This window comes from Shewanella sp. ISTPL2, assembly GCF_013283205.1.
In the GTDB taxonomy this organism is placed as follows: Bacteria; Pseudomonadota; Gammaproteobacteria; order Enterobacterales; family Shewanellaceae; genus Shewanella; species Shewanella oncorhynchi.
In genome coordinates, this window is sequence record NZ_JAAPAV010000001.1 from 4,810,048 (window position 1) to 4,836,832 (window position 26,785).

General features: G+C 46.0%; 23 protein-coding genes and 1 pseudogene. 16 read left to right on the plus strand and 8 right to left on the minus strand.

The genetic code is table 11. The features are described 5' to 3' along the window. Positions 1–172: 172 nt before the first annotated feature. Complete coding sequence (locus HUB64_RS21460) at positions 173–703, plus strand: thioesterase family protein (protein WP_011791203.1); 531 nt, start codon at positions 173–175, stop codon at positions 701–703. 24 nt (positions 704–727) lie between these two features. On the opposite strand, the gene HUB64_RS21465 is transcribed toward HUB64_RS21460, so the two are convergent. Next, a complete protein-coding gene (locus HUB64_RS21465) occupies positions 728–1,375 on the minus strand; it encodes a glutathione S-transferase family protein (protein ID WP_131524442.1) in 648 nt (215 codons plus the stop codon). 206 nt (positions 1,376–1,581) lie between these two features. Between HUB64_RS21465 and HUB64_RS21470 the strand changes: the two genes are divergently transcribed. The 5 genes from HUB64_RS21470 to HUB64_RS21490 all read left to right on the plus strand — a co-directional run bounded on the left by HUB64_RS21470 (position 1,582) and on the right by HUB64_RS21490 (position 8,141). Next, positions 1,582–2,271, plus strand: coding sequence for a DNA-3-methyladenine glycosylase I (locus tag HUB64_RS21470; RefSeq protein WP_173497830.1), 690 nt, complete (start codon positions 1,582–1,584; stop codon positions 2,269–2,271). Positions 2,272–3,085: 814 nt separating this feature from the next. Next, complete coding sequence (locus tag HUB64_RS21475; RefSeq protein WP_105250703.1) at positions 3,086–4,231, plus strand: efflux RND transporter periplasmic adaptor subunit; 1,146 nt, start codon at positions 3,086–3,088, stop codon at positions 4,229–4,231. Between the two features lie 9 nt (positions 4,232–4,240). Then, positions 4,241–7,375 carry an efflux RND transporter permease subunit gene (locus tag HUB64_RS21480; RefSeq protein ID WP_168826196.1) on the plus strand — a complete coding sequence of 1,045 codons (3,135 nt, stop codon included), beginning with the start codon at positions 4,241–4,243 and terminating at the stop codon, positions 7,373–7,375. Positions 7,376–7,516: 141 nt separating this feature from the next. Then, a complete protein-coding gene (locus HUB64_RS21485) occupies positions 7,517–7,780 on the plus strand; it encodes a hypothetical protein (protein ID WP_168826198.1) in 264 nt (87 codons plus the stop codon). Between the two features lie 37 nt (positions 7,781–7,817). Next, positions 7,818–8,141, plus strand: coding sequence for a hypothetical protein (locus HUB64_RS21490; RefSeq protein ID WP_168826200.1), 324 nt, complete (start codon positions 7,818–7,820; stop codon positions 8,139–8,141). A 56-nt stretch (positions 8,142–8,197) separates the two neighbouring features. Here the strand turns inward: HUB64_RS21490 and HUB64_RS21495 are convergent, their stop codons facing one another. Next, positions 8,198–9,820 carry an AbgT family transporter gene (locus HUB64_RS21495; RefSeq protein ID WP_168826202.1) on the minus strand — a complete coding sequence of 541 codons (1,623 nt, stop codon included), beginning with the start codon at positions 9,818–9,820 and terminating at the stop codon, positions 8,198–8,200. A gap of 559 nt (positions 9,821–10,379) precedes the next feature. Here HUB64_RS21495 and HUB64_RS21500 point away from each other — a divergent pair. The 3 genes from HUB64_RS21500 to HUB64_RS21510 are packed head-to-tail and all read left to right on the plus strand — an operon-like array spanning position 10,380 to position 12,788. Beyond that, the gene (locus HUB64_RS21500; protein WP_173497831.1) at positions 10,380–10,946 is read left to right on the plus strand and encodes a LemA family protein; all 567 of its coding nucleotides are present in this window, start codon (positions 10,380–10,382) and stop codon (positions 10,944–10,946) included. A gap of 49 nt (positions 10,947–10,995) precedes the next feature. After that, positions 10,996–12,033 (plus strand): DUF3137 domain-containing protein, encoded by a 1,038-nt coding sequence (locus HUB64_RS21505; protein ID WP_173497832.1) that lies wholly within the window; start codon positions 10,996–10,998, stop codon positions 12,031–12,033. Further along, positions 12,033–12,788 carry a lytic transglycosylase domain-containing protein gene (locus HUB64_RS21510; protein ID WP_173497833.1) on the plus strand — a complete coding sequence of 252 codons (756 nt, stop codon included), beginning with the start codon at positions 12,033–12,035 and terminating at the stop codon, positions 12,786–12,788. The genes HUB64_RS21505 and HUB64_RS21510 overlap by 1 nt, the downstream gene beginning before the upstream one ends. 69 nt (positions 12,789–12,857) lie before the next feature. On the opposite strand, the gene HUB64_RS21515 is transcribed toward HUB64_RS21510, so the two are convergent. Continuing rightward, positions 12,858–13,703: a 23S rRNA (adenine(2030)-N(6))-methyltransferase RlmJ gene (locus HUB64_RS21515; RefSeq protein ID WP_173497834.1), complete on the minus strand. Its 846-nt coding sequence runs from the start codon at positions 13,701–13,703 to the stop codon at positions 12,858–12,860. A gap of 92 nt (positions 13,704–13,795) precedes the next feature. After that, positions 13,796–16,060 carry a bifunctional diguanylate cyclase/phosphodiesterase gene (locus HUB64_RS21520; protein WP_173497835.1) on the minus strand — a complete coding sequence of 755 codons (2,265 nt, stop codon included), beginning with the start codon at positions 16,058–16,060 and terminating at the stop codon, positions 13,796–13,798. A 266-nt stretch (positions 16,061–16,326) separates the two neighbouring features. On the opposite strand from HUB64_RS21520, the gene HUB64_RS21525 reads away from it, so the two are divergent. Further along, positions 16,327–17,073 (plus strand): class I SAM-dependent methyltransferase, encoded by a 747-nt coding sequence (locus HUB64_RS21525; RefSeq protein WP_107949945.1) that lies wholly within the window; start codon positions 16,327–16,329, stop codon positions 17,071–17,073. Between the two features lie 228 nt (positions 17,074–17,301). Next, positions 17,302–17,949, plus strand: coding sequence for a CatB-related O-acetyltransferase (locus HUB64_RS21530; protein ID WP_012588864.1), 648 nt, complete (start codon positions 17,302–17,304; stop codon positions 17,947–17,949). A gap of 46 nt (positions 17,950–17,995) precedes the next feature. Here the strand turns inward: HUB64_RS21530 and HUB64_RS21535 are convergent. Next, positions 17,996–18,915: pseudogene (locus HUB64_RS21535) on the minus strand (LysR family transcriptional regulator). Between the two features lie 185 nt (positions 18,916–19,100). On the opposite strand from HUB64_RS21535, the gene HUB64_RS21540 reads away from it, so the two are divergent. From HUB64_RS21540 to HUB64_RS21560, 5 genes are all read left to right on the plus strand, one after another. After that, positions 19,101–19,850: a 3-oxoacyl-ACP reductase family protein gene (locus HUB64_RS21540; protein WP_173497836.1), complete on the plus strand. Its 750-nt coding sequence runs from the start codon at positions 19,101–19,103 to the stop codon at positions 19,848–19,850. 403 nt (positions 19,851–20,253) lie between these two features. Further along, entirely contained in the window at positions 20,254–20,682 is a 429-nt protein-coding gene (locus tag HUB64_RS21545) for a hypothetical protein (protein WP_173497837.1), read from the plus strand. A 400-nt stretch (positions 20,683–21,082) separates the two neighbouring features. Next, complete coding sequence (locus HUB64_RS21550; RefSeq protein WP_173497838.1) at positions 21,083–23,194, plus strand: protein-disulfide reductase DsbD; 2,112 nt, start codon at positions 21,083–21,085, stop codon at positions 23,192–23,194. 136 nt (positions 23,195–23,330) lie between these two features. After that, positions 23,331–24,215: a thioredoxin domain-containing protein gene (locus HUB64_RS21555; RefSeq protein ID WP_173497839.1), complete on the plus strand. Its 885-nt coding sequence runs from the start codon at positions 23,331–23,333 to the stop codon at positions 24,213–24,215. Between the two features lie 25 nt (positions 24,216–24,240). Then, positions 24,241–24,765 (plus strand): protein disulfide oxidoreductase, encoded by a 525-nt coding sequence (locus HUB64_RS21560; protein ID WP_173497840.1) that lies wholly within the window; start codon positions 24,241–24,243, stop codon positions 24,763–24,765. Between the two features lie 111 nt (positions 24,766–24,876). Here the strand turns inward: HUB64_RS21560 and cyoE are convergent, their stop codons facing one another. The 3 genes from cyoE to cyoC are packed head-to-tail and all read right to left on the minus strand — an operon-like array spanning position 24,877 to position 26,784. Next, positions 24,877–25,809: a heme o synthase gene (cyoE, locus tag HUB64_RS21565; protein WP_131525506.1), complete on the minus strand. Its 933-nt coding sequence runs from the start codon at positions 25,807–25,809 to the stop codon at positions 24,877–24,879. A 13-nt stretch (positions 25,810–25,822) separates the two neighbouring features. Beyond that, positions 25,823–26,164 (minus strand): cytochrome o ubiquinol oxidase subunit IV, encoded by a 342-nt coding sequence (gene cyoD / locus HUB64_RS21570; RefSeq protein ID WP_011787512.1) that lies wholly within the window; start codon positions 26,162–26,164, stop codon positions 25,823–25,825. Continuing rightward, on the minus strand, positions 26,164–26,784 hold the full coding sequence (gene cyoC / locus HUB64_RS21575) for a cytochrome o ubiquinol oxidase subunit III (protein ID WP_011787513.1): 621 nt from the start codon (positions 26,782–26,784) through the stop codon (positions 26,164–26,166). The genes cyoD and cyoC overlap by 1 nt, the downstream gene beginning before the upstream one ends. Between the last annotated feature and the right edge of the window lies 1 nt (position 26,785).

A 26,785-nucleotide genomic window follows, 5' to 3' on the forward strand; every position in this document is an offset into this window, starting at 1 on the left:
ATTGTGAGTTTTGATAAATCAGCCCCTTTTAATGGGCTGATTATCTGAGGGTATTTAGCTTAATCGAACGATAAAAAGACGCCCTAGGGCGTCTTTTTTGTGAGCTATATCCCGCTTGCCCTGTGGTATGACCTCTGTTAGCCTGTGGCTCTTATTTCAAGGGCGGCGCGTTATGAATCTGTATTTTCGTTTGTTTTGGTTGTTATTCTGGCGCACGCGCCATTGTCGTAAGATCGATTTTCTAGGGACAAGCCGTATCACTTATCGTGCTTTACCGAGCGATTGCGATATCAATTTCCATCTCACTAATTCTCGCTATCCCGCGTTTATGGATCTGGCGCGGACCTATATGTTGGCTGAGATGGGTCTGCTGAAACGTTTCTTAAAGTTGAAGTGGATGCCGATAGTTAACGCCGCCGAATTTACTTATATTCGCGATATTAAGCCGCTGAAAACTTTTGAGATTGAAACCAAAGTCGTCGGTTGGGATGAAAAATATTTCTATATTGAACAACGCTTTGTGAGCGAACGTGGCCTACATTGTATCGTGCATGTGCGCGGTGTGTTTGTGTGCAAAGGTAAGCAAGTGCCGTTAGATGTACTAGTGAAAGAGGCGGGTTATACCGATCCTGCACCTGAGTTGCCGCCAGAAGTCGTGAAGTGGAAAGCGTTTTTGCAGTTGAAGAAAGAACGCAATATGTGATTGTGTTGAGGCATGACTTACTCGCTAAGGTATGCCTCTTATTCCTGCCGTTTCCTCCATCTCAGCCAGTAACACCTCTTCTTGTACTAACATCCAAGCGCCACGCAGTTGTGCCTGCTGCCAATAGCGCACGATTTCATCTAAATCCAACAGGTTTAGATGTTGGAAGCTATAGCTTAAACAAGGGATGAGTGCACAGTCGGCTAAGGTAAAACTGTCGCCACAGACCCAATGATGTTGTGTGAGTTGCGCGTCTAAGCGTTGAAACTGTGTCAGTAGTTGCTTCTCTAATTGTTTGATTTCGAATTCATTGCTGTCTTCTATGTGCTTTAACTTTTCTAATTGAAATAATGGGTTGTTAATATCATTGTCTATGATGCGATCGAACAAACGTACCTGTAAGTTGCGTTGTGGTTCTTGTGGCAGCAGCTGGGTACTGTTTTCAAAATGCCTATCTAAGTACTCGATAATAATGCTGGATTCGGGTATCAGCTGTTCATTTTGGGCTTTAAGCAGGGGGATTCGCGCTTGCGGATAACGTTGGTGAAATTCCTTGCGGGACAAAGGGTCGCGTAGATCTATGATTCTGGGGTAGAAGTTGGCCTGCTTTTCATAAAGTGCGATGAGCACTTTCTGTGAATAGCGTGATAACGGGTGATAAAAAAGCTCCATAGGCACTCACTCCAAACCCAGTCTTTTACGGACTTTACGTTTTAACTTTAGTCGTAATTGAAGCGCTTGCTGTAAGAGTTTTCTTAAAAAATGCTGGAATAAACACAATTTTTCTTGGCAAAGCCAAGTGATCCATCAGGGGTAAAAATAGGTATTATGAGCCCATATAGGAAGTGTCGGGATTTAATCATTTTAAAGGTAATAATATGAGCCAGTTAGAGCGTTTTTCATCTATTTATGCCAGAGCCAGTGAGCGCAAAGGCGGACCTGCTGGACTCGAAGCCTTATTGTCTGGTTGCCTGTCTGATGATGAAATTCGCCAATATCGGGATGCTGAATTATTGTCGGCGATGAGCCGTCAGGTGTTTCAAAGTGGTTTTGTATGGCGGGTGGTTGTGAACAAATGGCCCGAGTATGAGAAGTCTTTCTTTGGGTTCGAACCGCATAAAGTATTAATGTTATCGCCTGAGCAAATTCAAGCGCGGGCAAGTGATGCGACCTTGATTCGCCATCTTAAAAAGACTCAAGCCATTTATGATAATGCTCTGATGATCCACGATGTTGCTCGCGAACATGGCAGCTTGGCGCAGCTGATCGCCGCTTGGCCGACGCAGGATATTATCGGGTTGTGGGCATTTTTAAAGAAACGAGGTACTCGATTGGGCGGGAATACGGGTCCCTATTTTCTGCGCGGTATTGGCAAAGATACTTTTTTGTTAACCGATGATGTACAAGGTTATTTTAAAGCACATAAGTTAGTCGATGCGGGCTTTTCATCACAAACGGCGCTTAAGCAAGTGCAAGCCGTATTTAATCAGTGGCAACAGGAGTCGGGTCGTTGTTTGGCTGATATCAGCCGTATTTTGGCTTGCAGCGTGGGCGATAATCGAATTTAGTCCTGTTAAGTTGTGATTGAAGATGAACAAATTAGTTTTAATAGACAAATATTGCTTTGCTAGCAATATTTGTCATTACAGAAGCATTATTTGTGGGAGTCTGAGTTTCATTTAATGGGGTATTAATCTGAATTTCGGGTTTGCTCCGTTTTGGGGTAACCACTAAAATAGCCCGCTAGCTATTATTTGTGACTGTTTAATTGTGTGGCGTTACCTCATAACGCTGGCGCTGCCTTTTAGCCGTGCACAAATAGTAGATGTAATAAACTGCACAGCAATCCGCTATCGGATGTATTCATGTTTTTACGCACAAGCAGTCTGAAGCCAGCTCTTTGCTTACTCTCTTTCGGTATTGTCAGTCTTGATAGGGTCGTTTTTAACGACTTGATGCTGAGAGTGGCCTGAGTAAAAACAAGCGCGCTGCGTTTTCGTCTCTATGTACAAATTATTGCAACAAGTGACGGTTAAGCTAACGTCATTGAGCTGTGGGCCTTGGCCTGCGGCAAGTCTAGAATATGAACAGATTTGCAACATATTCAATATGGAGTAGGCTTATTGGGTGTTTTACGGCATATCTCCCTAACAATGCCACTCAAAGTTAACCGATTTTTTAAATCGAATAACAATTCGATGAATATAGTAATGCTGAATGAGTGAAAATTTTCATTAGTTTACAATTTAGTTTCGTTATCTTCCTTGTTGATTCATATAGGCTATGAGATAAATAACGGATTTGATTTTAGTTACAATTACGGCTCGTGTCAGCGCAATAAGTGTACTGGTATGTGGGCAGTTAATATTTGAAGGAGTTCTCATGCGGCAGACAATTAAACTTGCCTCAGTTATAAGCGTGGCGTTATGGATGGCAGCTTGCAGCCCTCAAGAAGAGAGCGCTCAGGCGGGTGCTGGTCCACGTAGTATGGAAGTGGGAATCCTTAATGTTGTTGCCCAGCCACAAGTGATTCAGGTGGAATTACCAGGACGCAGTAAAGCTTTCCTCGAGGCTGAAGTTCGTCCACAGGTTAACGGTATTATCACTAAGCGTAGTTTTGTTGAAGGTGGCAATGTGAAACAAGGTGAATCCTTGTATCAGATTGACTCTTCAACTTATAAAGCTGCTTTAGTGAGTGCCAATGCTGATTTAGCCAGAGCGAATGCGGGCTTAGCCTCAGCAAAAGCTAAGGCGGCACGTTATCAGCAATTGGTAAAAACCAACGCCATCAGTAAGCAAGAGTTCGATGAAGCTGAAGCGGCTTATAAAGAAGCATTGGCAAATGTTACCGTGGCTGAAGCTGCGATTAACACCGCTAAAATCAACCTGCAATATACTGAAGTATTAGCACCTATCTCTGGTCGTATCGGTAAATCGAGTGTGACTGCGGGTGCGTTAGTCACTGCCAACCAGAGCCAAACGCTGGCGACGATTCAACAACTTGATCCTATCAATGTGGATATCGCGCAATCGAGTGCTCAGTTGTTACGTCTTAAAGCTAAGTTGCAGCAAGGTAAACTACAAGCTTCAGAAAATGCAGACGTGAAATTATTGCTTGAAGATGGTACTCAATATAGTCATCCGGGTAAGTTGCAGTTCGCTGAAGTGAGCGTGGATCCAAACACTGGCTCCGTTATTCTGCGCGCAGAATTCCCTAACCCTGAAGGTATCTTGTTACCTGGCATGTATGTTCGCGCTATGTTAAATGCGGGCACTGATCCACAGGCTATCTTGGTTCCACAAAAAGCGATTACGCGTAACTCTAAGGGTGAAGCTGTGGCTATGGTGGTGAATGACCAAGGTTTAGTCGAAGCGAAAACAGTGACGACCGCAGAAGTGATTAACAACCAATGGCGAGTCACTTCTGGTTTAACTGTGGGCGACAAGTTGATTGTGGAAGGATTACAGAAAGTTCGTCCCGGCGCTCCAGTAACCACCAAAGTTATTTCTGAAACGCAAGCACAATAGGGCATAGCTATGGCACGTTTTTTTATTGATCGCCCCATCTTTGCGTGGGTGATCTCCTTGATTATTATGCTGGCGGGGATCCTCTCGATCCGCTCGCTGCCAGTGTCCCAATATCCTAACATTGCACCACCGACCGTGGTGATCAGTGCTAACTATCCTGGCGCTTCCGCTAAGATTGTTGAAGATTCTGTGACTCAGGTGATTGAGCAACGTATGACGGGTATCGATCACCTCCGTTATATCGCCTCAGCCAGTGACAGTTTTGGTAATGCTGAGATCACTTTAACCTTTAACGCTGAAGCCGATCCGGATATTGCACAGGTTCAAGTACAGAACAAGTTACAGGGCGCTATGACCCTGTTACCGCAAGAGGTGCAGGCACAAGGGGTTAACGTTAACAAGTCGAGTTCAGGCTTCTTAATGGTATTAGGCTTCGTATCGACCGATGGTTCGTTAGATAAAGGCGATATCGCCGACTATGTTGGTGCGAACATTCAAGATCCTATGAGTCGCGTACCTGGCGTAGGTGAAATTCAGTTGTTTGGTGCCCAATATGCGATGCGTATATGGCTAGATCCGTTGAAATTGACTCAATACAACTTGACCAGTTTAGACGTTATCGCAGCGATTCGTTCTCAAAACGCTCAAGTTTCAGCTGGACAGTTAGGTGGCGCGCCCTCTGTGGCAGGCCAAGAGTTGAACGCAACGGTATCGGCTCAAAGCCGCTTACAAACGGCAGAAGAGTTCCGTAAAATTATCCTTAAATCGGATATTTCAGGCGCAAACGTCTTCCTAAGCGATGTGGCACGGGTTGAATTAGGTTCTGAAAGTTATGCTGTGGTGTCACTGTATAACGGTCAACCTGCGACAGGGTTAGCGATTAAGCTGGCAACGGGTGCTAACGCGCTTGATACTGCTGAAGCTGTTCGTGAAAAAATTGCTGAGATGAAACCTTTCTTCCCGCAAGGGCTAGAAGTTGTTTATCCATACGATACAACGCCTTTCGTTGAAAAATCGATAGAAGGTGTAGTGCATACCCTGCTTGAAGCTATTGTACTAGTGTTCATCATCATGTACCTCTTCTTGCAAAATTTCCGTGCAACTTTGATCCCGACTATTGCAGTACCTGTGGTATTGCTGGGAACCTTTGCGATTCTGTCGTTAGCGGGTTTCTCGATTAACACTTTAACCATGTTTGCTATGGTGCTCGCCATTGGTTTGCTGGTGGACGATGCGATTGTGGTGGTGGAAAACGTCGAGCGGGTAATGGCCGAGGAGGGCTTAAGTCCACTGGAAGCGACGCGTAAGTCGATGGATCAAATTACTGGTGCTTTAGTCGGTATCGGTCTGACCCTCTCCGCAGTGTTTGTCCCTATGGCATTTATGTCAGGTTCAACGGGGGTTATTTATCGTCAGTTCTCTATCACTATCGTATCTGCGATGGCGTTGTCTGTTCTAGTTGCTTTGATTTTAACTCCTGCACTTTGTGCGACTATGCTCAAACCGATTAAGAAGGGCCATGCTCATATCGAAACTGGCTTCTTTGGTTGGTTTAACCGTAGTTTCGATAAACTGACTAATCGTTATGAGTCGAGCGTTGCTGGGATCATCAAGCGCGGCTTTAGAGTGATGGCGATTTACGTTGTGCTGGTTATTGCAGTGGGTTGGATCTTTATCCGTATGCCTACGGCTTTCTTACCAGATGAAGACCAAGGTATTTTGTTCACGCAAGCCATTTTGCCGACTAACTCAACTCAAGAAAGCACCTTAAAAGTATTGGAGAAAGTGTCTGATCACTTTATGGCTGAGGAGGGAGTGAGATCGGTGTTTAGCGTGGCGGGCTTCAGTTTTGCGGGTCAAGGGCAAAACATGGGTATCGCCTTCGTTGGTTTGAAGGATTGGTCTGAGCGTGAAGCGTCTGGTATGGATGTGAAGTCTATTGCTGGTCGCGCTATGGGTGTGTTCGGTCAGATGAAAGATGCCTTAGTATTTGCCTTCGTACCGCCTGCGGTAATCGAGTTGGGGACGGCGAACGGTTTCGACATGTACCTGCAGGATAAGAACGGCCAAGGCCACGAGAAGTTAGTGGCGGCACGTAATCAACTGCTTGGTATGGCGGCACAGAATCCAAATCTGGTGGGTGTGCGTCCAAACGGTCAAGAAGATGCGCCAATTTATCAATTACATGTAGATCACGCTAAGTTGAGCGCGTTAGGCATTGAAATCACTAATGTGAACAATGTGCTTGCAACGGCTTGGGGTGGTTCTTATGTGAATGACTTTATTGACCGCGGCCGCGTGAAGAAAGTATATGTGCAAGGTGATGCCCAGTATCGTATGCAACCGGGAGATTTAGATTCTTGGTACGTGCGCAATAACAAGGGTGACATGGTGCCATTCTCTGCGTTTGCCACTGGTGCATGGGAATACGGTTCTCCACGTTTAGAACGCTTTAACGGCTTACCATCGATGAACATTCAAGGTGCCACGGCTCCTGGTTTCAGTACCGGTGCAGCTATGACAATTATGGAAGACTTAGCCAAGCAGCTTCCTCCTGGTTTTGGTGTCGCGTGGAACGGTCTATCGTATGAAGAACGTCTATCGGGTAACCAAGCGCCAGCGCTGTATGCTCTGTCGATCTTAGTGGTCTTCTTAGTATTGGCAGCACTCTATGAAAGCTGGTCGGTACCCTTTGCAGTTGTGCTCGTGGTTCCGCTCGGGATCATCGGTGCCTTGATTGCAATGAATGGTCGCGGCTTGCCAAACGACGTGTTCTTCCAAGTGGGGCTGTTAACCACAGTAGGGTTAGCGACTAAGAACGCCATCTTGATTGTGGAATTCGCTAAAGAGTTCTATGAGAAAGGTTCAGGCTTAGTTGAGGCGACCTTACATGCGGTGCGTGTGCGTCTTCGCCCCATCTTAATGACGTCTCTAGCCTTTGGTCTGGGTGTTGTGCCGTTAGCTATCAGTACCGGTGTAGGCTCTGGTAGTCAAAACGCCATTGGTACAGGTGTACTCGGCGGTATGATGAGCTCGACTTTCCTAGGGATATTCTTCGTACCATTATTCTTCGTGATAGTGGAGCGTCTCTTCAGTAAGCGCGAGAAGAAAGGTAAAGAACAGAAGCCAAACTCAGCTGAATAAGCTCGATCGTTTCTAAACTTCTAAACTAAAGCCCTGCAATTGCAGGGCTTTTTGTTATTTTAATGCTGTTAGTTATAAAGATGGATAGGCACTGTGCGCGAGTTCTGGCATATTGCGCTGAGGCAGTTAAGAGGACGAAACATGGATGATGCTGCGTTGGAATTGCAAAAACTAGATGCACTCATTGCTAAAGGTAAGATGTACGTCATTTTGGTCTTTGGCGTATTTTTCTGGGGTATGCTGACGTCCCTCGTGGTCGCCTTAATACATTATTTTATCTCGGGCGATCCATTCTGGGCGGAACTGCAAAGAGCGCTCTATATTTATCCCATTGGCGGTATTTTATTTGGTTGGTTTGTGTGGGTGCAGATTAATCGTAAGCGAGATAAACTTCGCGCCCAATAGTATCAATAGTTCTGGTTAAGCTGAGTGTAGGAGTGACATGGTGTTTTCGTGGGGTAATCTTGCCACTAAGCAACTTATCGTGGGAATGGTATGCCATGGCATAGCGCTGGCATTTTTGGCCTATGGCGTTTATGCATTTTACTTGCAGGAGCTTGTACTACCAGAGTTAACTCGCTGTGTCGGTGCTGCAGTGTTATTTGTGGGCATGGGGCTAGCCCCTCAATTATTTTTTATGTCAGTGAGCCAGATAGTATCGCAAGCTGAGGACACGACATTAAAATCTACCCTACAGACCTATGTGTTTAATCTAGGTATTTTTTTGATGATCTGCAGTCTGTTAATGGAATGGCTATACGAGTAAAGTTATCGAATAAAGAAAGGGCGTCGACTTTATCATCGACGCCCTTTTTATTGCGGTTAAGGCGTGTAGTAAGTCGCGGCTCCCGGCCCAACGGGCAGACCAAAGCCAAATACCCACAGGAAGAAGAACGCTGTCCAACCCACGAAAAACACGAGCGAGTACGGCAGCATAGTGGCGATCAGCGTACCTATCCCTAGGTTTTTCTGGTAACGACAGGCAACCGCTAAGATCAAACCAAAGTAGCTCATCATAGGTGTGATTAAGTTAGTCACCGAATCCCCAATACGGTACGCCGCTTGAATCGTTTCGGGCGCATAACCAACCAGCATCAGCATAGGCACAAAAATAGGAGCGGTAATGGCCCACTGGGCCGAGGCACTGCCAAGCATCAAGTTGATAATGCCGCAGAGCATAATAAAGAACAAAAATACGATCGGGCCCGTCAAGCCAATGGATTGCAGAGCATCGGCACCTAACACCGCCAATACTGCACCTAAATTACTCCAGTTGAAGAAGGCGACAAACTGCGCGGCGAAAAAGACGAGGACGATATACATGCCCATAGTGCTCATGCTGTGGGACATGGCATTGATGACATCTTTATCATTTTTGATGCTGCCCACGACTTTGCCGTAAATAAAGCCAGGTATGGCAAAACAGATAAAGATAAAGGCGACTATGCCCTTGAGGAATGGCGAACCTGAGATGAGACCGGTTTCAGGATGGCGCAGCGGTGCGCCTTCTGGTACGACTGAAATCGCTAAAATAACCGCGAGCACTAACATAGATAACCCAGCCCATTTTAAGCCGCGTTTCTCAATAGCACTGATGCTCTCCATCGATTGCAGTACGGTTTCGTCTGCATCATCATCTTGGTATTGACCTAACTTAGGTTCGACGATTTTTTCTGTGACAAAGGCGCCAAGGAAAGTGATCACAAAGGTGGAGACAAACATGAAGTACCAGTTTACTTCTGGGCCGACGTTGTATTGAGGATCTATCATGCGCGCCGCAGCTTCGGTAATGCCCGATAGCAAGGGATCGACAGTACCAAGCAATAAGTTAGCGCTATAACCTCCTGAAACCCCGGCAAAAGCGGCAGCTAAACCTGCAAGTGGATGGCGGCCAAGGGAGTGGAAAATCATCGCCGCCATAGGGATAAGTACCACATAGCCAAGCTCGGCAGCGGTGTTGGACATTATGCCGGCAAATACTATGGTCACAGTGACTAATCGTTTAGAGGCGCCCATGACTAAAGCACGCATAGCCGCAGATAATAAGCCAGAGCGTTCGGCAATCCCGACGCCGAGTAGCGCCACGAGCACAGTGCCGAGCGGCGTAAAGCCAGTAAAGTTGGTCACTAGATGCGAGACTATCATCCGCAAACCTTCGGCGTTCATCAGGCTCACCACATGGATTAAACCGTCGGCACTGCGGCCGTGTGAGCCAATAGGTCTAGGATCGACTACGGTTAACCCAAAGTAGCCCGCAATACCTGAAATAATGATCACTGCAACACAGAACAGTGCGAATAAGGTGATTGGATGGGGCAGCAGATTGCCTAAGCGTTCAACAATATTGAGAAAACGTACAAACCAACCACTAGAGCTGATATCGCCCTGTTGTGGATTGGGTTCAGAAGCTTTTTTTGGGGGAATATCGCCGGAATTAAAACTCATCGTCCTTCCTTTATGTCGACCTTTACGCAGCGCAATATTTGGACCCTATAACAGACTCGAGACATTGCCGACGGCCGATTGTGGATGACGTGGCTGAGGGGATAACTCTAGGTGCAAGACTCGGAGTGAAAGCTAAGGTAAAAGTTAAAAAATTAGCGGCAAAGTATGATTGTTAAGTTTTAATTGAAACTTAAATGTTGCTATTGACTGCGTTGAGGCGAGGAGGGCTAAAATTAGGATAAAAAAATGGACTCTCGAGGAGTCCAGTATTCACGAGCAAAATTGGATGCTCTAATGTTGTGCCATATCACTATAGACGTTGTTTGCTGTATCGGAGCTGAATATCGATAAATTTATAGTTTAAATGCTGTTTTTTATGCAGATGATCACTTTTCATCGTTGAATATGGCCAGTTTCATTGATGATTGCTCGTTAGATGACATCGCCAGCTCTGACCAGCGAGTAATTTCATTGTCTTAATCAGCCTGCAGGTGAAATTTTCACTCATTTATGGTTAGCTGTATCCTATTAACAAGAATAAGAAACCTAAGGATGGAAGATGGAAAAATTGTTATTGGGATTAACGCTGATTTTTATCGTGACCTATCTTTGGTACGTCAGCCTAGTCAAAAAGCGCAATACAGCGCTTGAAGCCTTGTCGGGTATCGATGTACAGCTGACCAAGCGTGCCGACCTTGTGCCTAATATTCTAAAAATTGCTAAACGATTTATGGAGCATGAAAAGTCACTGCTCACTGAAATCACCGAATTACGCACTCAGCTCAGCAATAATTACAACAAGGCCGATCCGAGTGCCGTTAAAGAGCATTTAGTTCAGGCCGAGCGGTTGAACGACAAAATGAGTACCTTGATGGTGAATGTGGAGAACTATCCTGAGCTCAAGTCCGACAACACTATGTTGCAGGCGATGCAGACCTATAACGAGGTCGAAGCACATATCTCAGCTGCGAGGCGTTTTTACAACTCGGCAGTTTCCGAGCTTAATACTGCGGTAGAAATCTTCCCCGGCTCGATTATCGCTTCTATGGCGAGTATTAAAGTGATGCCATTCTATGAGGTGAGCGAAGCGGCAAAAGCGCCCGTAGATGCGGCCGAATACTTGTAAGCTTAGCTGTGCAGGGTGAGTTATTACCCTGCACAGCTATGACATCAATATGAATATCATCACTTTTATTTTAGGTAGCCCGATTCGGACTTATCGGGGGCCTGTTGGTTTGACTGCGGATTTGGACGAACTACCTCAACTCGAAGCCTATTACGAAGAACATATCGCTCCAATCAGTCGCAAATATGAAACTAAGCGTGTGGCTTGCCTTAAGGCGGCGCGTAAACGTTTGTATTTGAGTTTGATGATAGTGCTTGGGCTGAGCTTGCTCACCGTTATTGGCTACTACAGCGGTGGCGCTTATTTCCCGCCTTTGCCATTGCTTGCCTTAGTCGGATTAAGCTGGTGGAGCTTTGCTCCGACTCGTGAGTTTAAGCATTTGGTTCAAAATGATATTTATCCGCTGATGTTTAAATATTTCGGCGATGATTTTATTTATAGCCGCGAAATGCGCCTCGACATGAATCGACTCGTTGCGGCTAAAGTATTACCGCGATACGACAAAGTCAGCTTCGGTGACTATATACAAGGCTGCTATAAGGGCGTTGAGTTGGCGGTTAATGAGCTTACCCTGACCAAGAATGTGCAAGTCGAAGAGCTGGATGTCAGTACCAGCAGGCGCAGAACTGTGACCCGCACGGAAACCCAGTTTCGTGGCTTAGTGGTTGAGCTGAGTAGCCATAAAGCGTTTATGGGTCATACTGTGGTGCTGAGGGATCGCGGTGGTGTAGCAAATTTCCTGTCCGACAGCCATGCGGGACTGGTACGAGTCAAACTTGAAGATCCGCAATTTGAAAAAGAGTTCGACGTGTTTTCAACGGATCAAATCGAGTCACGTTATTTGCTCAATACGGCATTTATGGAGCGCTTACAGGAGCTTGCCAAACATTTCGATGGCAATATTCAATGTGCATTTTTTCGCAATAAATTGACTTTGTTCCTACCGAATCGCAGAACGCATTTTCAAATGCAGTCCATTTTTCATGGCGCAACCTTTTCAGTAGAATTTAGTCAGATAAACCGAGAAATGAAGCAACTCTTTGCTATTATTGAAGTACTTAAACTTAATCAGTACACGGGACTTTGATGTTGCTTACTCGCTCAGCGCTTGCTCGTACACTGACTTTTGCAGCCTTTTCATTGCCCTGCAGATTTGAGGCGCTAGGCCTGTGCTTATTATTGATATCGAGTTTGATAATAAATGCAAATGCTGAGGAGACGCGCGAAAAAGCTAAGCCGCGTATTGTGGCGCGGTACTCACAGAGCGGCATAGTGAGTAGTGAAGGTCTAGAAAAACTCAAAATTTATCAATACCAACAAGCTAATGGTGTCACCGTATTTACCGACAAAGCCCCCGCAAATAACCAATATCAAATTTTGTTATATGACTGTTTTGCCTGTCGTCCCGATTCGACCATAGACTGGAATGGTATTCGGCTATTTACCGCTAATTATGACGCCCTGATCTCCCATGCAGCCCATAAGCATCAACTTGATCCCGCCTTAATTCGCGCTGTGATCCACGCGGAATCAGCCTTTAATGCGCGTGCACTTTCGCGAACTGGTGCCATGGGATTAATGCAATTGATGCCAGAAACAGCAAAAGAGATGGGGGTGGCAAATGCATTTTTGCCCGAAGAGAATATCTTAGGTGGCAGTAAGTATTTGGCACAAATGCTAAAACAGTTCAATGGTGATGTCGCATTGGCCTGCGCGGCTTATAATGCGGGGCCGACTACCGTGGTTCAGTACAATGGCATTCCGCCTTATCCTGAAACCCAAGCCTATGTTGAGCGTGTGAAAATTTTATTGAAGCGTTACCGCGAGCAGAAGGACGTTTAGTTACCGCATTGATAAGCTGAAATGAAGTGGCGAAAATCCGGAGATCATCGCCGCCATTTGAGTCGAAGGTTACTCGCCGACTTCCCATTTTACAGTAATGTTACCGTCCACTTGTCCAAGTGTTTTACCCAAGTAATCCATTAATTCAGTTGCGATTTCGTCTAACTGCCAAGGTGGATTGATGATCCATAATCCTGCCGCAGTCATGCCAAATTCATCTGAATCGGGCTTAATGGCTTGTTCAATTCTCAGCTGACGTTTAATGCCACTGTTGGCGAGGCGCGATAACATACCTTCGGTCTGAGCGCGATTTACGACTGGATACCACAGGATAAACACACCCGTAGCAAAACGCTTGTGCGCTTTTATCAGGGTTTCGGCCACATCTTGGTAGTCGGTTTTCATCTCGTAGCTAGGATCTACTAGCACCAGAGCACGACGCTCTAATGGTGGTACTGCGGCGATAAGGCCTTTTAAGCCATCACCTTTGATCACTTTAACTTGTCTGTCTTCGCAGAAATAATCATCCAATAACACATAATCAGTGCTGTGCAGCTCGTGCAAGACCATGCGATCTTTAGGCCCTAGCTCCATGTCGATAATGGCGGGTGAACCTGGGTAGAAGTTTAGTTCGTCTGGATTTTCTTCATTAAAATGGCGCACGGCGGCGACATAGTCCTGCAGTGATTGTGGTAGGTCAGTTTTATCCCAAAGCTTAGCTACACCTTCGAGGTATTCACCTGTTTTCTGTGCAAATTCATCGCTTAAAGCATAACCACCCGCACCTGCGTGGGTATCGATATACACGAGTGGTTTGTCTTTTTTGTGCATCAGCTGCAAGGTTTGTAGCAAGATGGCGTGTTTCAACACATCGGCATAATTGCCAGCGTGATAACCATGGCGGTAACTTAACATGGGGGATCCTAGTAATTTGCAAACATAGCAAAGAGAGGCAAATGCCAGTCGCCAATTATACCTGCGATGCTTCTAGGCGTAAATTTAATGCCTCAGTTGGCGCTCTTTTTATTGGCAAACCAATGTGTGGGGGTTTGCATTTGAAAGGTTTTCAGCCAGAGATTCGCTGGTGCGGGTTTACCGAATAAATAACCTTGAAATTGTTCGCATCCTAGCGCAGTGAGTTGCAATAACTGGGCTTCGGTTTCGATACCTTCGGCAATGACGTTGAGTTTTAAGCTCTTGGCTAACAGGATGGCAGCGTTAACAATTTGGGTATGGCGTTCACTAATGCCCATTTGACTGACAAAGTAACGGTCGATTTTAATTGTGTCGGCACTGATATCAATGAGCTGGCTTAATGACGCATGGCCAGTGCCAAAATCGTCAATGGCGATAGAAACCCCCATGCGAGCTAAGGTGTTTAGGCGTCGGCCTGTTTCTTTATGGGTTGAAAATACAGAGGTTTCAGTAATTTCAATTTCCAACAATGGGATGAGTTCAGGATGATTCATATAGGTTTGGATTAACACTTTAAAGAAGCGATCCGACAGAATATCTTGCCCTGATAAATTAAAGGCTATCCTAACCAGAGGCACATTCTTAGGCCAAGAACGGATCAGTTGTAGTAATTGCCTGAAGACTTTTATCGCAAAAATCGCCTGCAATTGAGATGACTCTATGATGGGGATAAAAGTGTTCGGCATGATCATAGTGCCGTCTTCGTCAAACATTCTGGCTAGCGCTTCAAAGCTAGTAATGTGGCCATTGGCCATCACTTTAGGTTGCAGCCACATTTCAAGGCGGTTGTGTTTCAGCGCGTCACGGATTCTGGCTTTTTGCGATGAAGCTTCGAGAAGATTGTTAATCAAACCAATGTAATACACCATCACTGGGCTAGCTTGGGTGGTTTGTTTTATGGCAATTAAACATTGCTCCGCGGCTTGCTGCGGTGAGGCTTTATTACCTGAGCTGCAACCGACTCTGCACTCGAGATGATATTCAGTCTGTTGTTCTTGCTTAAGTTGTAGGTTTGTTGGAATACGCTCGCGTAATTGTAGCGCTAGGTTTTCAGGGGAGATAAGCGGCAGGCTAGTAAACTCGAGTGCAAACGATGCTCCTCTAAATCGGTATATTTTTGCGATATGACCAAAGCGATTTTTGAGTTCAATAGCAAAGGCTTTTAGGATGGCATCTCCGACGCTGATACCGAAAGCAGCATTAATTTGGCTAAGATTATCAATTTTGATTAAGGCTACGGTCATTTCCTGATGGATCAAGCTTGGCGCTGGGTTATACCAGTGATTTTCGTTGGGTAATCCCGTCACTAAATCATAGAAATGCGTGCTGATGTGGTGCTTTTTAAGTCTACTCAGCTCAATCGCATGGTTTGCCTGTTCTGTGACATCGTGGCAGTGAAACAACAAAGTATCATGGTGCTGTAATGAGGCTTTTTGCAGCAGATATTTAGTGCTGTTATTGTTCTTTAAATGGGTCGGAAACGACGCCGCCAGTAAATTCGTGCTGGTATCTTCGGTAAGTTCAAAAATGTCACATAGGCGAGTGCGGTTTAGTGTGACTTCTCCAGCGATTTCCCTCGCGGCATTATTCAGGTTGAGAATGACTCCATCCTCATTGCAGAAGAAAGAGGCTGTACCATTATTTTCAAAGATTTCAGCATATTGATCTAATGTATGTTGCAGTGCATTTTGATGCTGGATCATTTGCTGTGCATGGATTTTCTGGGTTTTTAGCAGGCGCATCGCCGACAACGGGATGCAGATATTAAAAAACATAAACAGCAAACCGTTTAGATAAGCGTGGGTCGCAGGTAGGCTGATATCAATATCGATAATGGGAGGCAGGTTTTGGTTACGCAGTAGCAGTAAAAAAGGCAATACGTTGAAACACATCATAATAAAAGCGACTTTTCTGCCAAACAGGAAAAGCGCCATCAAGGGCAAGGTATATAAGAAAGTAATACCTACCTGCGATAAGTTAAAGTCAGGGATAAACAACAGCATAGATAAACAGGCTGCAATAACCATCGCCAGCAGGCTGATAGAGCTGACGAGTAAATATTTGCGCGTAAACCATAAAGACAGGAATAGTACGGTTAAAAAACTGACCGTAATGCTGATAATGAAAGTGAGGTTTAACTCATACGCAATTAAAGAGCTATGCAGCACTATACTAGTGGTCAAGATGGCACCACTGAGCAGAATAATCCGCAATAAGCTGGTTTTTAATATCGTTTTGTCAGGATTTAAAAAATCTTGCTCCCTGATAAACAAAAAACCTTTTAGCCATTGAAGCAAAAAAAGTCCTTATCCCGTACGGAAGTCACGCAGGTTGGCTGGGGACGTAACATATAACATAAATCACTAAACTGTTATACAAATAGATTGCTGCCTTTATAAATCAGTATATTACAGTGTGATGCTTGTTTGAATTTTTAAGGGCGTACTGAGACAAATTGGCTAAGACAGTGATGAGCTTGGTGATGTGTTTTGCTTACTAGCATATTCATAAACGAGATTTTTAGGCATAATGGCCATCATTTTCGTTGGTTAGAAGACAGCCTGTGACCCCGATTTTTTTCAATCAGCAATACCCAACACTTGTGGATATTTGTGCACGTTGGCAACTCGTCTACGATGCGAATGCGACCTTCGAATTGCGTTTTGAATCAGATACTTTATCACTGCATAAACGCGATGAGCCTAAGCTCGATGGTATAGTGGTGGATTTTGTGACTGGCGCCGTCGCCCATAGACGTAAGTTCGGTGGCGGTCGCGGCCAATCTATCGCTAAAGCGGTGGGATTAAAGCAAGGGGTAACACCGAGTGTTGTCGATGGCACTGCGGGTTTAGGGCGTGATGCGTTTGTGCTCGCAAGCCTTGGTTGCACTGTAACTATGGTTGAACGTCATCCTGTGGTTGCCGCATTACTTGAAGATGGCTTACGCCGTGCTTATCAAGATGCTGAAATCGGTGATTGGATGCGTGAGCGGATGCGCCTATTTCATGGTTCTAGCCTAGAAGCACTATCGAAATTGGCACAAGAGGTGGATGTGGTTTACCTCGATCCTATGTACCCCCACCGTGATAAATCGGCCCTTGTTAAAAAAGAAATGCGTGTATTCCAATCCTTAGTCGGTGCCGATTTAGATGCCGATGGCTTACTCGCCCCAGCTTTAGCCTTAGCAACTAAACGTGTCGTCGTTAAGCGCCCTGACTATGCCGAAGATTTGGACGGGGTTAAGCCTAATACGGTTATTGAAACCAAGAAAAACCGTTTCGATGTCTATGTAAAAGCTGCGATGAAATAGCGAAGATTTTTCTCATCGCGAACATTGTATGCTTTCAGTGACAACGGCTTAGCTCATGTCGATATTTCAGTTTTATGGGCTATTTTCTTTTTTATACCCACTTGTGATTTTTTATATGAAACTCATTCCTCTGCTAAAACAGCCGCGTATTCACTGACTATTCTAATGTAAAACTTCTCATAACATTATGTTTCGTATTAATAATTTTGTTTATAAAGAGGATTTGCAATGCAGAAAAAGCATTGGTCAAAAGTTCAGTTATTGCACGAGGTGGTCACCAATCCCAATATTATAGTCAAAGGCCAACATAGCTATTACAGTGATTGCTGGGATGCTGGCTTTGAGGGATCAGCAGTGAGATATCTTCATGGTGATGAAGTGAGCCGTGAGTGGGAGCCTAAGTGGCCTATCGATAAACTTTATATCGGGAACTATGTGTGTATCGCCGCCGAAGTTGTGATCTTAATGGGCGGAAATCATACGCATAGAGCGGATTGGTTTTGTTTATATCCCTTTATGGATTTCATCGAGGAGGCCTATGTAGGTAAAGGCGATACTCATATTGGTGATGGGGCTTGGTTAGGCATGAGATGTATGTTGATGCCAGGGGTGACGATAGGTGAAGGTGCGGTTGTTGCCGCAAATAGTGTTGTCACCCAAAATATCGAACCCTACAGTATTGTGGCGGGATCACCCGCGAAATTAATCAAGTATCGGTTTGATAAAGACGTTATTACTGAGTTACTGGCGTTAAAAATCTACGATTGGCCTGCCGAAAAGTTTGAAAGCTTAAAGCGGTATTTGTGTTCGGCGGATTTTGACGCGCTCAGCAAAGCGATCACTCGCTATGACCAATCCGTACATCAAAGCAAATAACCGTTAGTCCCAAAGTGAAAGGTCGCGCTCAGTCGAGGCCTTTTACTTATCCTGCCTTAAATCTGCTTTTGGGCGCTTTCGCTAAGTCGACCAGTTCTTCGATGATCACCCGTAGCTTGGGTTGGAGGTAAGGGGTTTTAAGCCAAATCAGGTGGATAGGTGTGTCGTCACTGGCGAGTTCGTCCAGTACCGAGATAAGTTCACCAGTTTTAAGATAGTCCTCAACCAACCATATTGGCACTTGCGCTAAACCCACTCCCGCCAGTGTGGCCGCTAAAATGGCTTCGCAATCAGCTATTTCGTGGCGTACTGGAATGTCATAGGCCTCAGTGACCCCATCCTCATTTTTAAGTAACCAGCGATGTTGCTGCCCAAGCGGCCAGCCGACAATGCATTGGTGCTGGCTGAGATCTTCTTTGTCTTGTGGCGTACCAAGTCGAGCGAAATAGGCGGGAGATGCGCAGATCACTCGGCGTTGTTCCCCTAATCTGCGGGCGACTAAATCCACAGTGTCGCCGAGTTGTCCGACACGCACCGCCAAATCAATGCCATCATTGAACAGGTCAGTCGCTCTATCGTTAAAGGTAATAGATAACTCGAGCTTGGGATATTTTTGCGATAGCGATAATAGGGTTGGCAGTATATATCGCCGCCCAAACGTCACAGGTAAATCTACTCGCACTCGACCTGAGGAATTTGCTGTTCGCTGCCGAGTCGGCTCTGTGCATTGTCTAGGATTGCCATGGCATTTTGGCAATCTGTGAGGTATGAATCGCCATCATTGGTTAAGCTCACACGCCTTGTGGTGCGGTGCAGCAGCTTAGTGCCTAAGCGGGTTTCTAATCGCACTATGCTTTTACTGAGTGCCGAACCAGTCATGCCTAACGCCTGCGCCGCTAAGGTAAAACTGCCGAGCTGGGCAACTGTGACGAAATGGCGTATCTCAACAAATTGATTATTTATCACGGCAATTAATTCCTTATAGGACTTAGTGAAGGTCATTTTAGTGACTTAATCATGGCAAGTGAATCGCGTAAGCAACTACCACAGTATGAAAATGAGCGTTAACGTACAAGCGAACGTCATTTTGTAATTGATTAAAAAGGTTTTTCTATACAATCAACCTTAACCTCCTATTGAGTGAGCTAACTATGAAATCGTCGAATAATCTGCAAGGTAAAGTGGCTTTTGTACAAGGTGGTAGTCGTGGTATCGGTGCCGCCATTGTTAAACGTTTAGCGAGTGACGGCGCAGCGGTTGCCTTTACCTATGTTTCATCTGAGGCGCAGTCGCAATTGCTAGTTGACGAAGTTATCACCCATGGTGGTCAAGTCATTGCCATTAAGGCCGACAGCACAGAGCCGGAGGCGATTCGTCGTGCCATCCGCGAGACCAAAGCGCATTTCGGTGGCTTAGATATAGTGGTCAATAATGCGGGCACGTTGATTTGGGATAGCATCGAGAACCTGACGTTAGAGGACTGGGAGCGAACTGTTAACACTAACGTGCGCAGTGTGTTTGTGGCGAGCCAAGAAGCGGCGCTGCACATGAATGACGGCGGCCGCATCATCAATATCGGTAGCACCAACGCTGAACGTATTCCGTTTGTAGGTGGTGCGATTTACGGCATGAGTAAATCGGCATTAGTCGGTTTAGCCAAAGGACTCGCGCGGGATTTAGGCCCACGAGCTATTACAGTGAACAACATTCAGCCAGGCCCTGTGGATACTGATATGAACCCTGATAACGGTGATTCATCTGAGCCCGTTAAGGCGATGGGCGCCCTAGGGCGTTTTGGTAAAGCCGAAGAGATCGCAAGCTTTGTTGCCTTTATCGCGGGCCCAGAAGCGGGCTATATCACTGGTGCGAGTTTGATGATTGATGGTGGGTTTTCTGCATAAGCTTTGTCTGTATTTATCTTTTCGGCAAAAAGTTTGATTCCAGTCATTAATAAGCCTGCACAAGAGTCACTCTGGCGGGCTTTGCTTAAGTTGTGGCTATTTATGCAGAATCAATATGTTAGAGCATAAAAACTCCTTGAGTATGATGGTAAGAACTTAGGTCGTTGTTACTCAAATTATCCGTCAGCAAAGCGTGGTTTTATTGAAATGGTGGACTATGGCTTGACTCAGGCAAGGCAAAATAATTTGCTTGTTGATGAACTATTGTTACAATCCGCCGGTCTTATCTTCAGCTATCTGTTGAAAGACACTCATTTTTTATCTTTATTATCAAAGAATAAGACGAAGGGAAATCCAAATATCTAAGTTATCGACTAAGCAAACAGGCAACCTATGGGGCGTGATGGTGTTTACCATTCTGACCTTGTTCTGTTTGACTCAAAATAGTGGAATACTTAACTTGTTGCTCAAGGAGTCGAGCGCGCAAGCGATGTCGGCTACGTCTTTTTCTGGTGCTAGTTTTAGCGCCAACTCAGTTTTAAACTCAAGTTCAGCTTTAAACAGCAGCTCAGCTTCAAACAATATGGCTAGCCACGCCGATGCTCAAGCGGCGGGTACTGAGCTGGTCAAAAGTGAACCTAAAAAATGTGAATTGTCTGAGAAATCGATCCGAACCTGTATCGACACTCCGAGTACCATCCCATTTCTTATCCTGCTGTTCCTACTGCCGTTACTTCCCCGCGCCTCCCGCGTGATAACACTGTTACCCATACAAGGTTATCAAGCTAAACCTAGGCGAATACATCTCACACATTGTCGCTTTCAAGAATAAAAACTTATTTATCAATTTGATAGGTGGGTTTGTTTAGGCATGCTTTCTCTCAGTCAATATTTGACTTTTCTCGCCAGTTTGCCGGTAGAAAAGAAAGTTAAGCGGCTGCAGAACATCCGATTTTACACATCACACCTCCCTATCTGACTGCTTGAACTTAAGCCTGCTATCACGCTGATGTTTCTTAAGCCATAACGATATTGGTAACCAGAACATAGCGTTAGCCAATATTTATATGGCCTAGAAGCAAGGTAAGCATGCACGCAGCAGCACAGAGTCTTGTTTAACTTAGTTTGGTCTAACAGCGCTTAAGTATTGCAATGGCAAATGCTGACGATATATCGAAGAGATTAATATGCAATTGAATAACAAACAGTTAATGCATATTTTGGGGGACAAAATGAGTACATTAAAATCCATGTTAACCAGATTCTGGATACTCGCCTTGATAGTGACGAGTCCGTCGCTAATGGCCGCATCGACGGGGTGGTTGGTTAATGATAATCACCCTCCAGCCAAAGTACGTTTTATGCTAACGGGGGAGGTTGATCCTGCAACGAATACTTTGCCCGCTGTGCTTGAAGTACAACTTGAGGGCGATTGGAAAACCTATTGGCGTAGTCCTGGGGAAGGCGGTATCGCGCCGACGATAAAATGGGATGGCTCACACAATCTACAGCAAGTGGATTGGAGATGGCCTGCGCCAGAGGAATTCTTATTATTGGGATTACAAACCTTTGGTTATAAAGGTAATACCACCTTCCCATTAACCCTAAAAGTCGATGATATCGCTGCTCCAACTCAGCTGCGCGGCAAAGTGACCTTGTCGACCTGTACCACCATCTGTGTACTGACGGATTATCAGATTAGTCTCGACTTCACGCCTAATGCGCTGCAAGCGGATACCGATGCTATGTTGGCTTACAACAAGGCCGTGTCGCTTGTGCCACAAAAAGTGTTGACCCAAGAGGGCCAAAATCCTGCCATGACAATGGGTTGGGATGCCGCCAAAGGTCAACTTGAAGTCAGACTCAATGATGCCAATTGGCAGCAACCCACAGTGATTATCGATGGCGAGCCAGATACCACATTTAAGCTAGTGAGCTTAAAACCGAGTGAAAGCGATGTTAACGGCAAGCAATTGGTCGGTATTTTTAGCGGTAAAAGTTGGCTGGGTGAGCCCGAAGTCTTAGGTAAATCGCTGAACATGACTGTCGCCGATAGCGAGCGGGCGTTGGAATACAGCGCCGAGGTTAAGCCTGTGGTAATTACCCAAGAAAGCACCTCGATATTTGGCATGATTTTGTTAGCGCTTATCGGTGGTTTGATCTTAAACGTCATGCCCTGCGTGTTACCAGTGCTTGGCATGAAGCTCAGTTCAGTGGTGGCCGCGCCAGATCTTAAGCGCAATCAAATCCGCCAACAGTTCATCGCATCAGCGCTGGGGATATTGGCCTCATTCTGGTTACTCGCTGGCTTTATCTTAATGCTTAAGCTTACAGGGCAGGCGATTGGTTGGGGCGTGCAGTTCCAAAACCCTTGGTTTATCGGCTTTATGGCGCTGGTGACCACAGTTTTTGCATTCAATATGTTAGGTGTATTTGAGATTAACTTACCCTCTAACGTGCAAACCAAGTTAGCGACGACGGGCGGCAATAATAACAGCGGGCACTTTTTACAGGGCATGTTTGCGACGCTACTGGCGACACCGTGCAGTGCACCATTTTTGGGTACTGCGGTCGCCTTCGCCTTGGGCGCCGATGTACTGAGCTTGTTTGCCATCTTCACTGCGTTGGCCGTGGGTATGGCGTTCCCTTGGTTGATTGTGGCGGCATTTCCGCAAGTGGCGGGTTATTTCCCTAAACCCGGTCGCTGGATGAACACAGTCAAAGTGTTTTTCTCCGGCATGTTGCTCCTCACCAGTTTGTGGCTGATTAGCCTGTTGGCTAGCTTTATTGATGTGTTCTACCTCTGGCCATTAGCTGGTGTCATTACACTGATATTTATGGTGTTTATGGCTAAAAAATATGGCGCGATTGCCATTGTGAGCTGCTTAGGTATCGGCATTTTACTGTCGGCGGTTATTGCATTTATGACGGCGAACCAGTGGGCTAAACCTTTACCTGCGGATCTTGCTTGGACGCCATTGGATCAAGCATTGATTAATCAGCAGGTCGCCCAGGGCAAGACAGTATTTGTCGATGTCACTGCCGATTGGTGCATTACCTGTAAGGCCAATAAAGTTGGCGTGATCCTGCAAGACCCTGTTTATAGCCTGTTGCAACAGCCGCATATTTTGCCGATGAAGGGCGATTGGACTACGCCTTCTGAGCCCATTACTCACTACCTGCAAAGCCATCATCGTTTTGGGGTGCCATTCAACGTGGTTTACGGCCCGGGTGCACCGCAGGGGATTGAGCTGCCGGAAATTCTATCGACTGACCTTGTGCTCGCTGCGATTGAGCAGGCCTCAGCGTCCCTTGAAAAGTCATCAGTAGCGGCAGAGAAATAACGCTAACGAACAGCCATTCACTCGGACATGTCATTCGGCAATATCACTGGCGAGTCTCATTCAATAGCGAGTCGAGTGGCACTCAACAAATACTCAGGTCAGGGATAACTCTGACTTAAGACAATGGAAATCGATTATGAAACAGACAATTGAAGCACAAAACATCACTGAATCAATGCAGAATACTCAAGTCATCGGAGGCACTAAGATGTCGAAATTTAGCTCTTTATTCAAACATCGCAAGTTGCAGATGTTTGCTGTCTCGGGTGTCGCCATGACAATGCTGGTGGTTTCCTTGCCTTCGGTGAGCACCATGGCCTATGCCAAGGACAGCAGTTTATCGGCTGCCCAGCAGCAAGAGGTCCGAGCGATTCTTAAAGATGCCTTGATCAATGATCCTGACCTAATGAGAGAAGCAATTATTGCGTGGCAAGCAAGGGAGCAAGAGGGTGCCAATACAGCCATGCAAACGAGCCTAGTAACCCATCATAAAGCCATGTATGAGACCAAAAGCGATCCGTGGAAGGGCTCTGCGACACCTGAGATTGAGATGGTGTACTTCACCGATTTTAACTGCCCATACTGCAAGAAAATCGAGCCTTCGCTGAACCAGCTGATTGAAGAATTTCCGCAGTTAAAAATCATAGTCAAAATGGTGCCGCTGCAGGGCGAAGGCTCTAAAATGGCGGTCGATTTTGCCCAAACGGTTTGGTTAAACGAGCCTGAAAAGTATCTCAAGGTGAAGGATATGTTGATGTCGAGTCCGCGTGGGCTCGATGCCGCCGCCATCGCTAAGGTCGCTAAACTGACGGCAACCGAGCGTTGGGTTGGCAACACAGATGAGCGCGTGGCTAAAATGGTAGATGACAATGTTAATTTAATGAATGAGTTAGGTATAGGTGGCACTCCAAGTATGATAGTGGCCGATACGCTTATTCCCGGATTAGTGCCTTACGAAGTGTTAAAAGAGCAGCTTGAAGCCGCGATTGCCGCTAAAGATAAGACGCAGAAGAGCAGTTAAGATGCCGCCAAAGGAAACTGAAAATATGAGCGCCGAACAGGTTTCGATATCTTTACCTAAACGCATATTGGGCTGGATTAAGCAGCTGGCACTTTGGCTGCTCATTGCTCTTATCGTGACCAGCGTGATGGACATCTGGCGCGGCAAAGATATCCCGCGGGATAATTTGCCGCAGCTCCAAGGGACGACGTTGGCAGGGGAAGCGCTTGATATTGCCACGTTAAGTCAAGATCAGGCGGTATTAGTGTACTTCTGGGGCACTTGGTGCCCTGTGTGTAATTTTGTCAGCCCGGCAGTCAATCAAATGTCGGCCTATTACCCCGTGGTGACGGTTGCCATGAATTCGGGGGAGGATGAGAAACTGAGAAAATATCTTCAGCATCAAGGCTATGGCTTTGACACTATTAATGATAGTGACAGCAAGATTGCCCGTGATTGGTCATTGCAGGCGACGCCAACCATTATGATCTTTAAAGAGGGTGATCTAAAACACTATACGACAGGCTTTACTAGCCTACCCGGTATGTGGTGGCGAATGATGTTCACTTAGAAGTGATGCTTCAGGGGCTGTTTTAGGAGAGAAAAAAAGCGCTAATCTTGGTTAGCGCTTTTGTATTATCAACTTATTTCAGGACTAGAGAACTAGCTGAAAGCTTAGGATTTACTTCACTAAAGTGAGCAGTGGTGCCTGACTCACAACTTGGAAGTCGAGCGCCATAGTCACACTGAGCGCCGTAATAGTGATGATTGAAAAACCAAACACTTGGCGAGCCCAGCGTTGCATGTCGACGCCGTGGCGATAACCTTTTAGTGCCATGGCAAGCCACCACAGGCTAGTGGCACAGGTGACTGCCATAAAGGCGATACCTGTGTAACCCGCGAGTGGTAACAGCGCACTGACTAAGGCGAACACAGCAATATAAAGCACGATATGCAGTTTTGCCTTGGTCATGCCTTCTGCAACCGGCAGTACTGGAATATTGGCTGCCGCATAGTCATTAAAACGGAAAATCGCGATGGCATAGGAATGCGGCATCTGCCATAGACTGAACATCAACAGCAAAATAGCTGCGCCCATGTCCATTTGCCCTGTCACACTGCAATAGCCAACCACGGGCGGTACTGCGCCCGAGAAGCTGCCAACTAAAGTGCCATACACTGAGTTACGTTTCATGTAGAGGCTATAAACCCCCACATAAACGATGTAACCAATAACGGCAAATAGCAGGGCTAATGCATTGGTAAACAAGGCTAAGATGCTAAAGCCCAACACGCCTAAGGCGAGTCCAAACGCGAGTACGTTACCCACGGCAATTTCGCCCGTGACGGTCACGCGTTTGCAGGTTCGCTGCATCTTGGCGTCGATATCACGGTCAATACAGTTATTGACAGCGCAGCCCGAGGCTACAACTAAGGACAATCCCACTAAGCTCGCCAGCATCAAGACCAAATTTACGTCGCCTTTGGCGGCTAATAAAAAACCGCCAGCAACGGAAATCAGATTCCCGAAAATGATGCCAGGCTTAGTAACCTGCACATACCCTTTGAAGCGTGCTTTCCATTGCGGTGACATAAATCTGTCTTGTGTTTGCATAGACTGTTTCTCGTTACATCATCAAAGCGTTGGCTTCGAGTATGATCCACACCGACAAGCCGACGACCATGACAATAATCAGGGCGGTAAACAGGAAGGAGAAGGTGTTCACTTTGCCTTCTTTCGAGAAATCTAAGTGCAAGAAGTACTTAAGATGTACCACTATCTGCACTATCGCCATCACTAGCACTAAGCTAAGGGTGGTCGCTTTCTCGAAGTGATGGGTCATTACCGCCCAAAATGGAATGGCAGTTAATACCACTGACAGCACAAAGCCCATTAGATATGACTTAATGCTCGCGGCCAGATCGTCAGTGCCATGGCTAGGCTTATCAGTATGACTATGTGCGCTCATTACAGTGCTCCCAATAAATACACGACCGTGAATACACAAATCCACACTATGTCGAGGAAATGCCAGAACAGGCTTAAGCAGCTCAGGCGGGTGATGCTGCGATGACCTAAACCGGTTTTCGCCACTTCAATCATCATGATCGCCATCCAAATCAGACCTGCGGTCACGTGCAAGCCGTGCATACCTACCAGAGTGAAGAAGGACGACAGGAAAGCGCTGCGCTGTGGGCCATTGCCATGTTCAATCAGGTGATGGAACTCATAGACTTCCATCCCGATAAACACACAACCGAGGGCGAAGGTGACGAGTAACCAAGCCAAGGTCGCGGCTTTGTTATGGCGCTTAGCAAAAATCAGCGCCATGCCATAGGTAATACTACTGACGAGCAGGGCGGCAGTTTCGATCAGCACAAAGTCCAATTCGAAAATGTCTTTACCCGAAACGCCACCGTCCGTGTTCATGTAGAGCACTGCATATGTTGCGAAAACCGAGGCAAACAAAATGCAGTCGGTCATCAGGTAAATCCAAAAACCAAACAGGGTGTTGCCACTCGTATCATGGTGTTCGTGATGATCTTCTGCGTGAGCTACTTCTAAATCTGCTGGGATTGCAATACTCATA

Excerpts from the sequence above, each read along its gene's own strand:
- HUB64_RS21460 (WP_011791203.1), top strand. The coding sequence starts at position 173 with ATGAATCTGTATTTTCGTTTGTTTTGGTTGTTATTCTGGCGCACGCGC.
- HUB64_RS21465 (WP_131524442.1), bottom strand. The coding sequence starts at position 1,375 with ATGGAGCTTTTTTATCACCCGTTATCACGCTATTCACAGAAAGTGCTC.
- HUB64_RS21470 (WP_173497830.1), top strand. The coding sequence starts at position 1,582 with ATGAGCCAGTTAGAGCGTTTTTCATCTATTTATGCCAGAGCCAGTGAG.
- HUB64_RS21475 (WP_105250703.1), top strand. The coding sequence starts at position 3,086 with ATGCGGCAGACAATTAAACTTGCCTCAGTTATAAGCGTGGCGTTATGG.
- HUB64_RS21480 (WP_168826196.1), top strand. The coding sequence starts at position 4,241 with ATGGCACGTTTTTTTATTGATCGCCCCATCTTTGCGTGGGTGATCTCC.
- HUB64_RS21485 (WP_168826198.1), top strand. The coding sequence starts at position 7,517 with ATGGATGATGCTGCGTTGGAATTGCAAAAACTAGATGCACTCATTGCT.
- HUB64_RS21490 (WP_168826200.1), top strand. The coding sequence starts at position 7,818 with ATGGTGTTTTCGTGGGGTAATCTTGCCACTAAGCAACTTATCGTGGGA.
- HUB64_RS21495 (WP_168826202.1), bottom strand. The coding sequence starts at position 9,820 with ATGAGTTTTAATTCCGGCGATATTCCCCCAAAAAAAGCTTCTGAACCC.
- HUB64_RS21500 (WP_173497831.1), top strand. The coding sequence starts at position 10,380 with ATGGAAAAATTGTTATTGGGATTAACGCTGATTTTTATCGTGACCTAT.
- HUB64_RS21505 (WP_173497832.1), top strand. The coding sequence starts at position 10,996 with ATGAATATCATCACTTTTATTTTAGGTAGCCCGATTCGGACTTATCGG.
- HUB64_RS21510 (WP_173497833.1), top strand. The coding sequence starts at position 12,033 with ATGTTGCTTACTCGCTCAGCGCTTGCTCGTACACTGACTTTTGCAGCC.
- HUB64_RS21515 (WP_173497834.1), bottom strand. The coding sequence starts at position 13,703 with ATGTTAAGTTACCGCCATGGTTATCACGCTGGCAATTATGCCGATGTG.
- HUB64_RS21530 (WP_012588864.1), top strand. The coding sequence starts at position 17,302 with ATGCAGAAAAAGCATTGGTCAAAAGTTCAGTTATTGCACGAGGTGGTC.
- HUB64_RS21540 (WP_173497836.1), top strand. The coding sequence starts at position 19,101 with ATGAAATCGTCGAATAATCTGCAAGGTAAAGTGGCTTTTGTACAAGGT.
- HUB64_RS21545 (WP_173497837.1), top strand. The coding sequence starts at position 20,254 with ATGGTGTTTACCATTCTGACCTTGTTCTGTTTGACTCAAAATAGTGGA.
- HUB64_RS21550 (WP_173497838.1), top strand. The coding sequence starts at position 21,083 with ATGAGTACATTAAAATCCATGTTAACCAGATTCTGGATACTCGCCTTG.
- HUB64_RS21555 (WP_173497839.1), top strand. The coding sequence starts at position 23,331 with ATGAAACAGACAATTGAAGCACAAAACATCACTGAATCAATGCAGAAT.
- HUB64_RS21560 (WP_173497840.1), top strand. The coding sequence starts at position 24,241 with ATGAGCGCCGAACAGGTTTCGATATCTTTACCTAAACGCATATTGGGC.
- cyoE (WP_131525506.1), bottom strand. The coding sequence starts at position 25,809 with ATGCAAACACAAGACAGATTTATGTCACCGCAATGGAAAGCACGCTTC.
- cyoD (WP_011787512.1), bottom strand. The coding sequence starts at position 26,164 with ATGAGCGCACATAGTCATACTGATAAGCCTAGCCATGGCACTGACGAT.
- cyoC (WP_011787513.1), bottom strand. The coding sequence starts at position 26,784 with ATGAGTATTGCAATCCCAGCAGATTTAGAAGTAGCTCACGCAGAAGAT.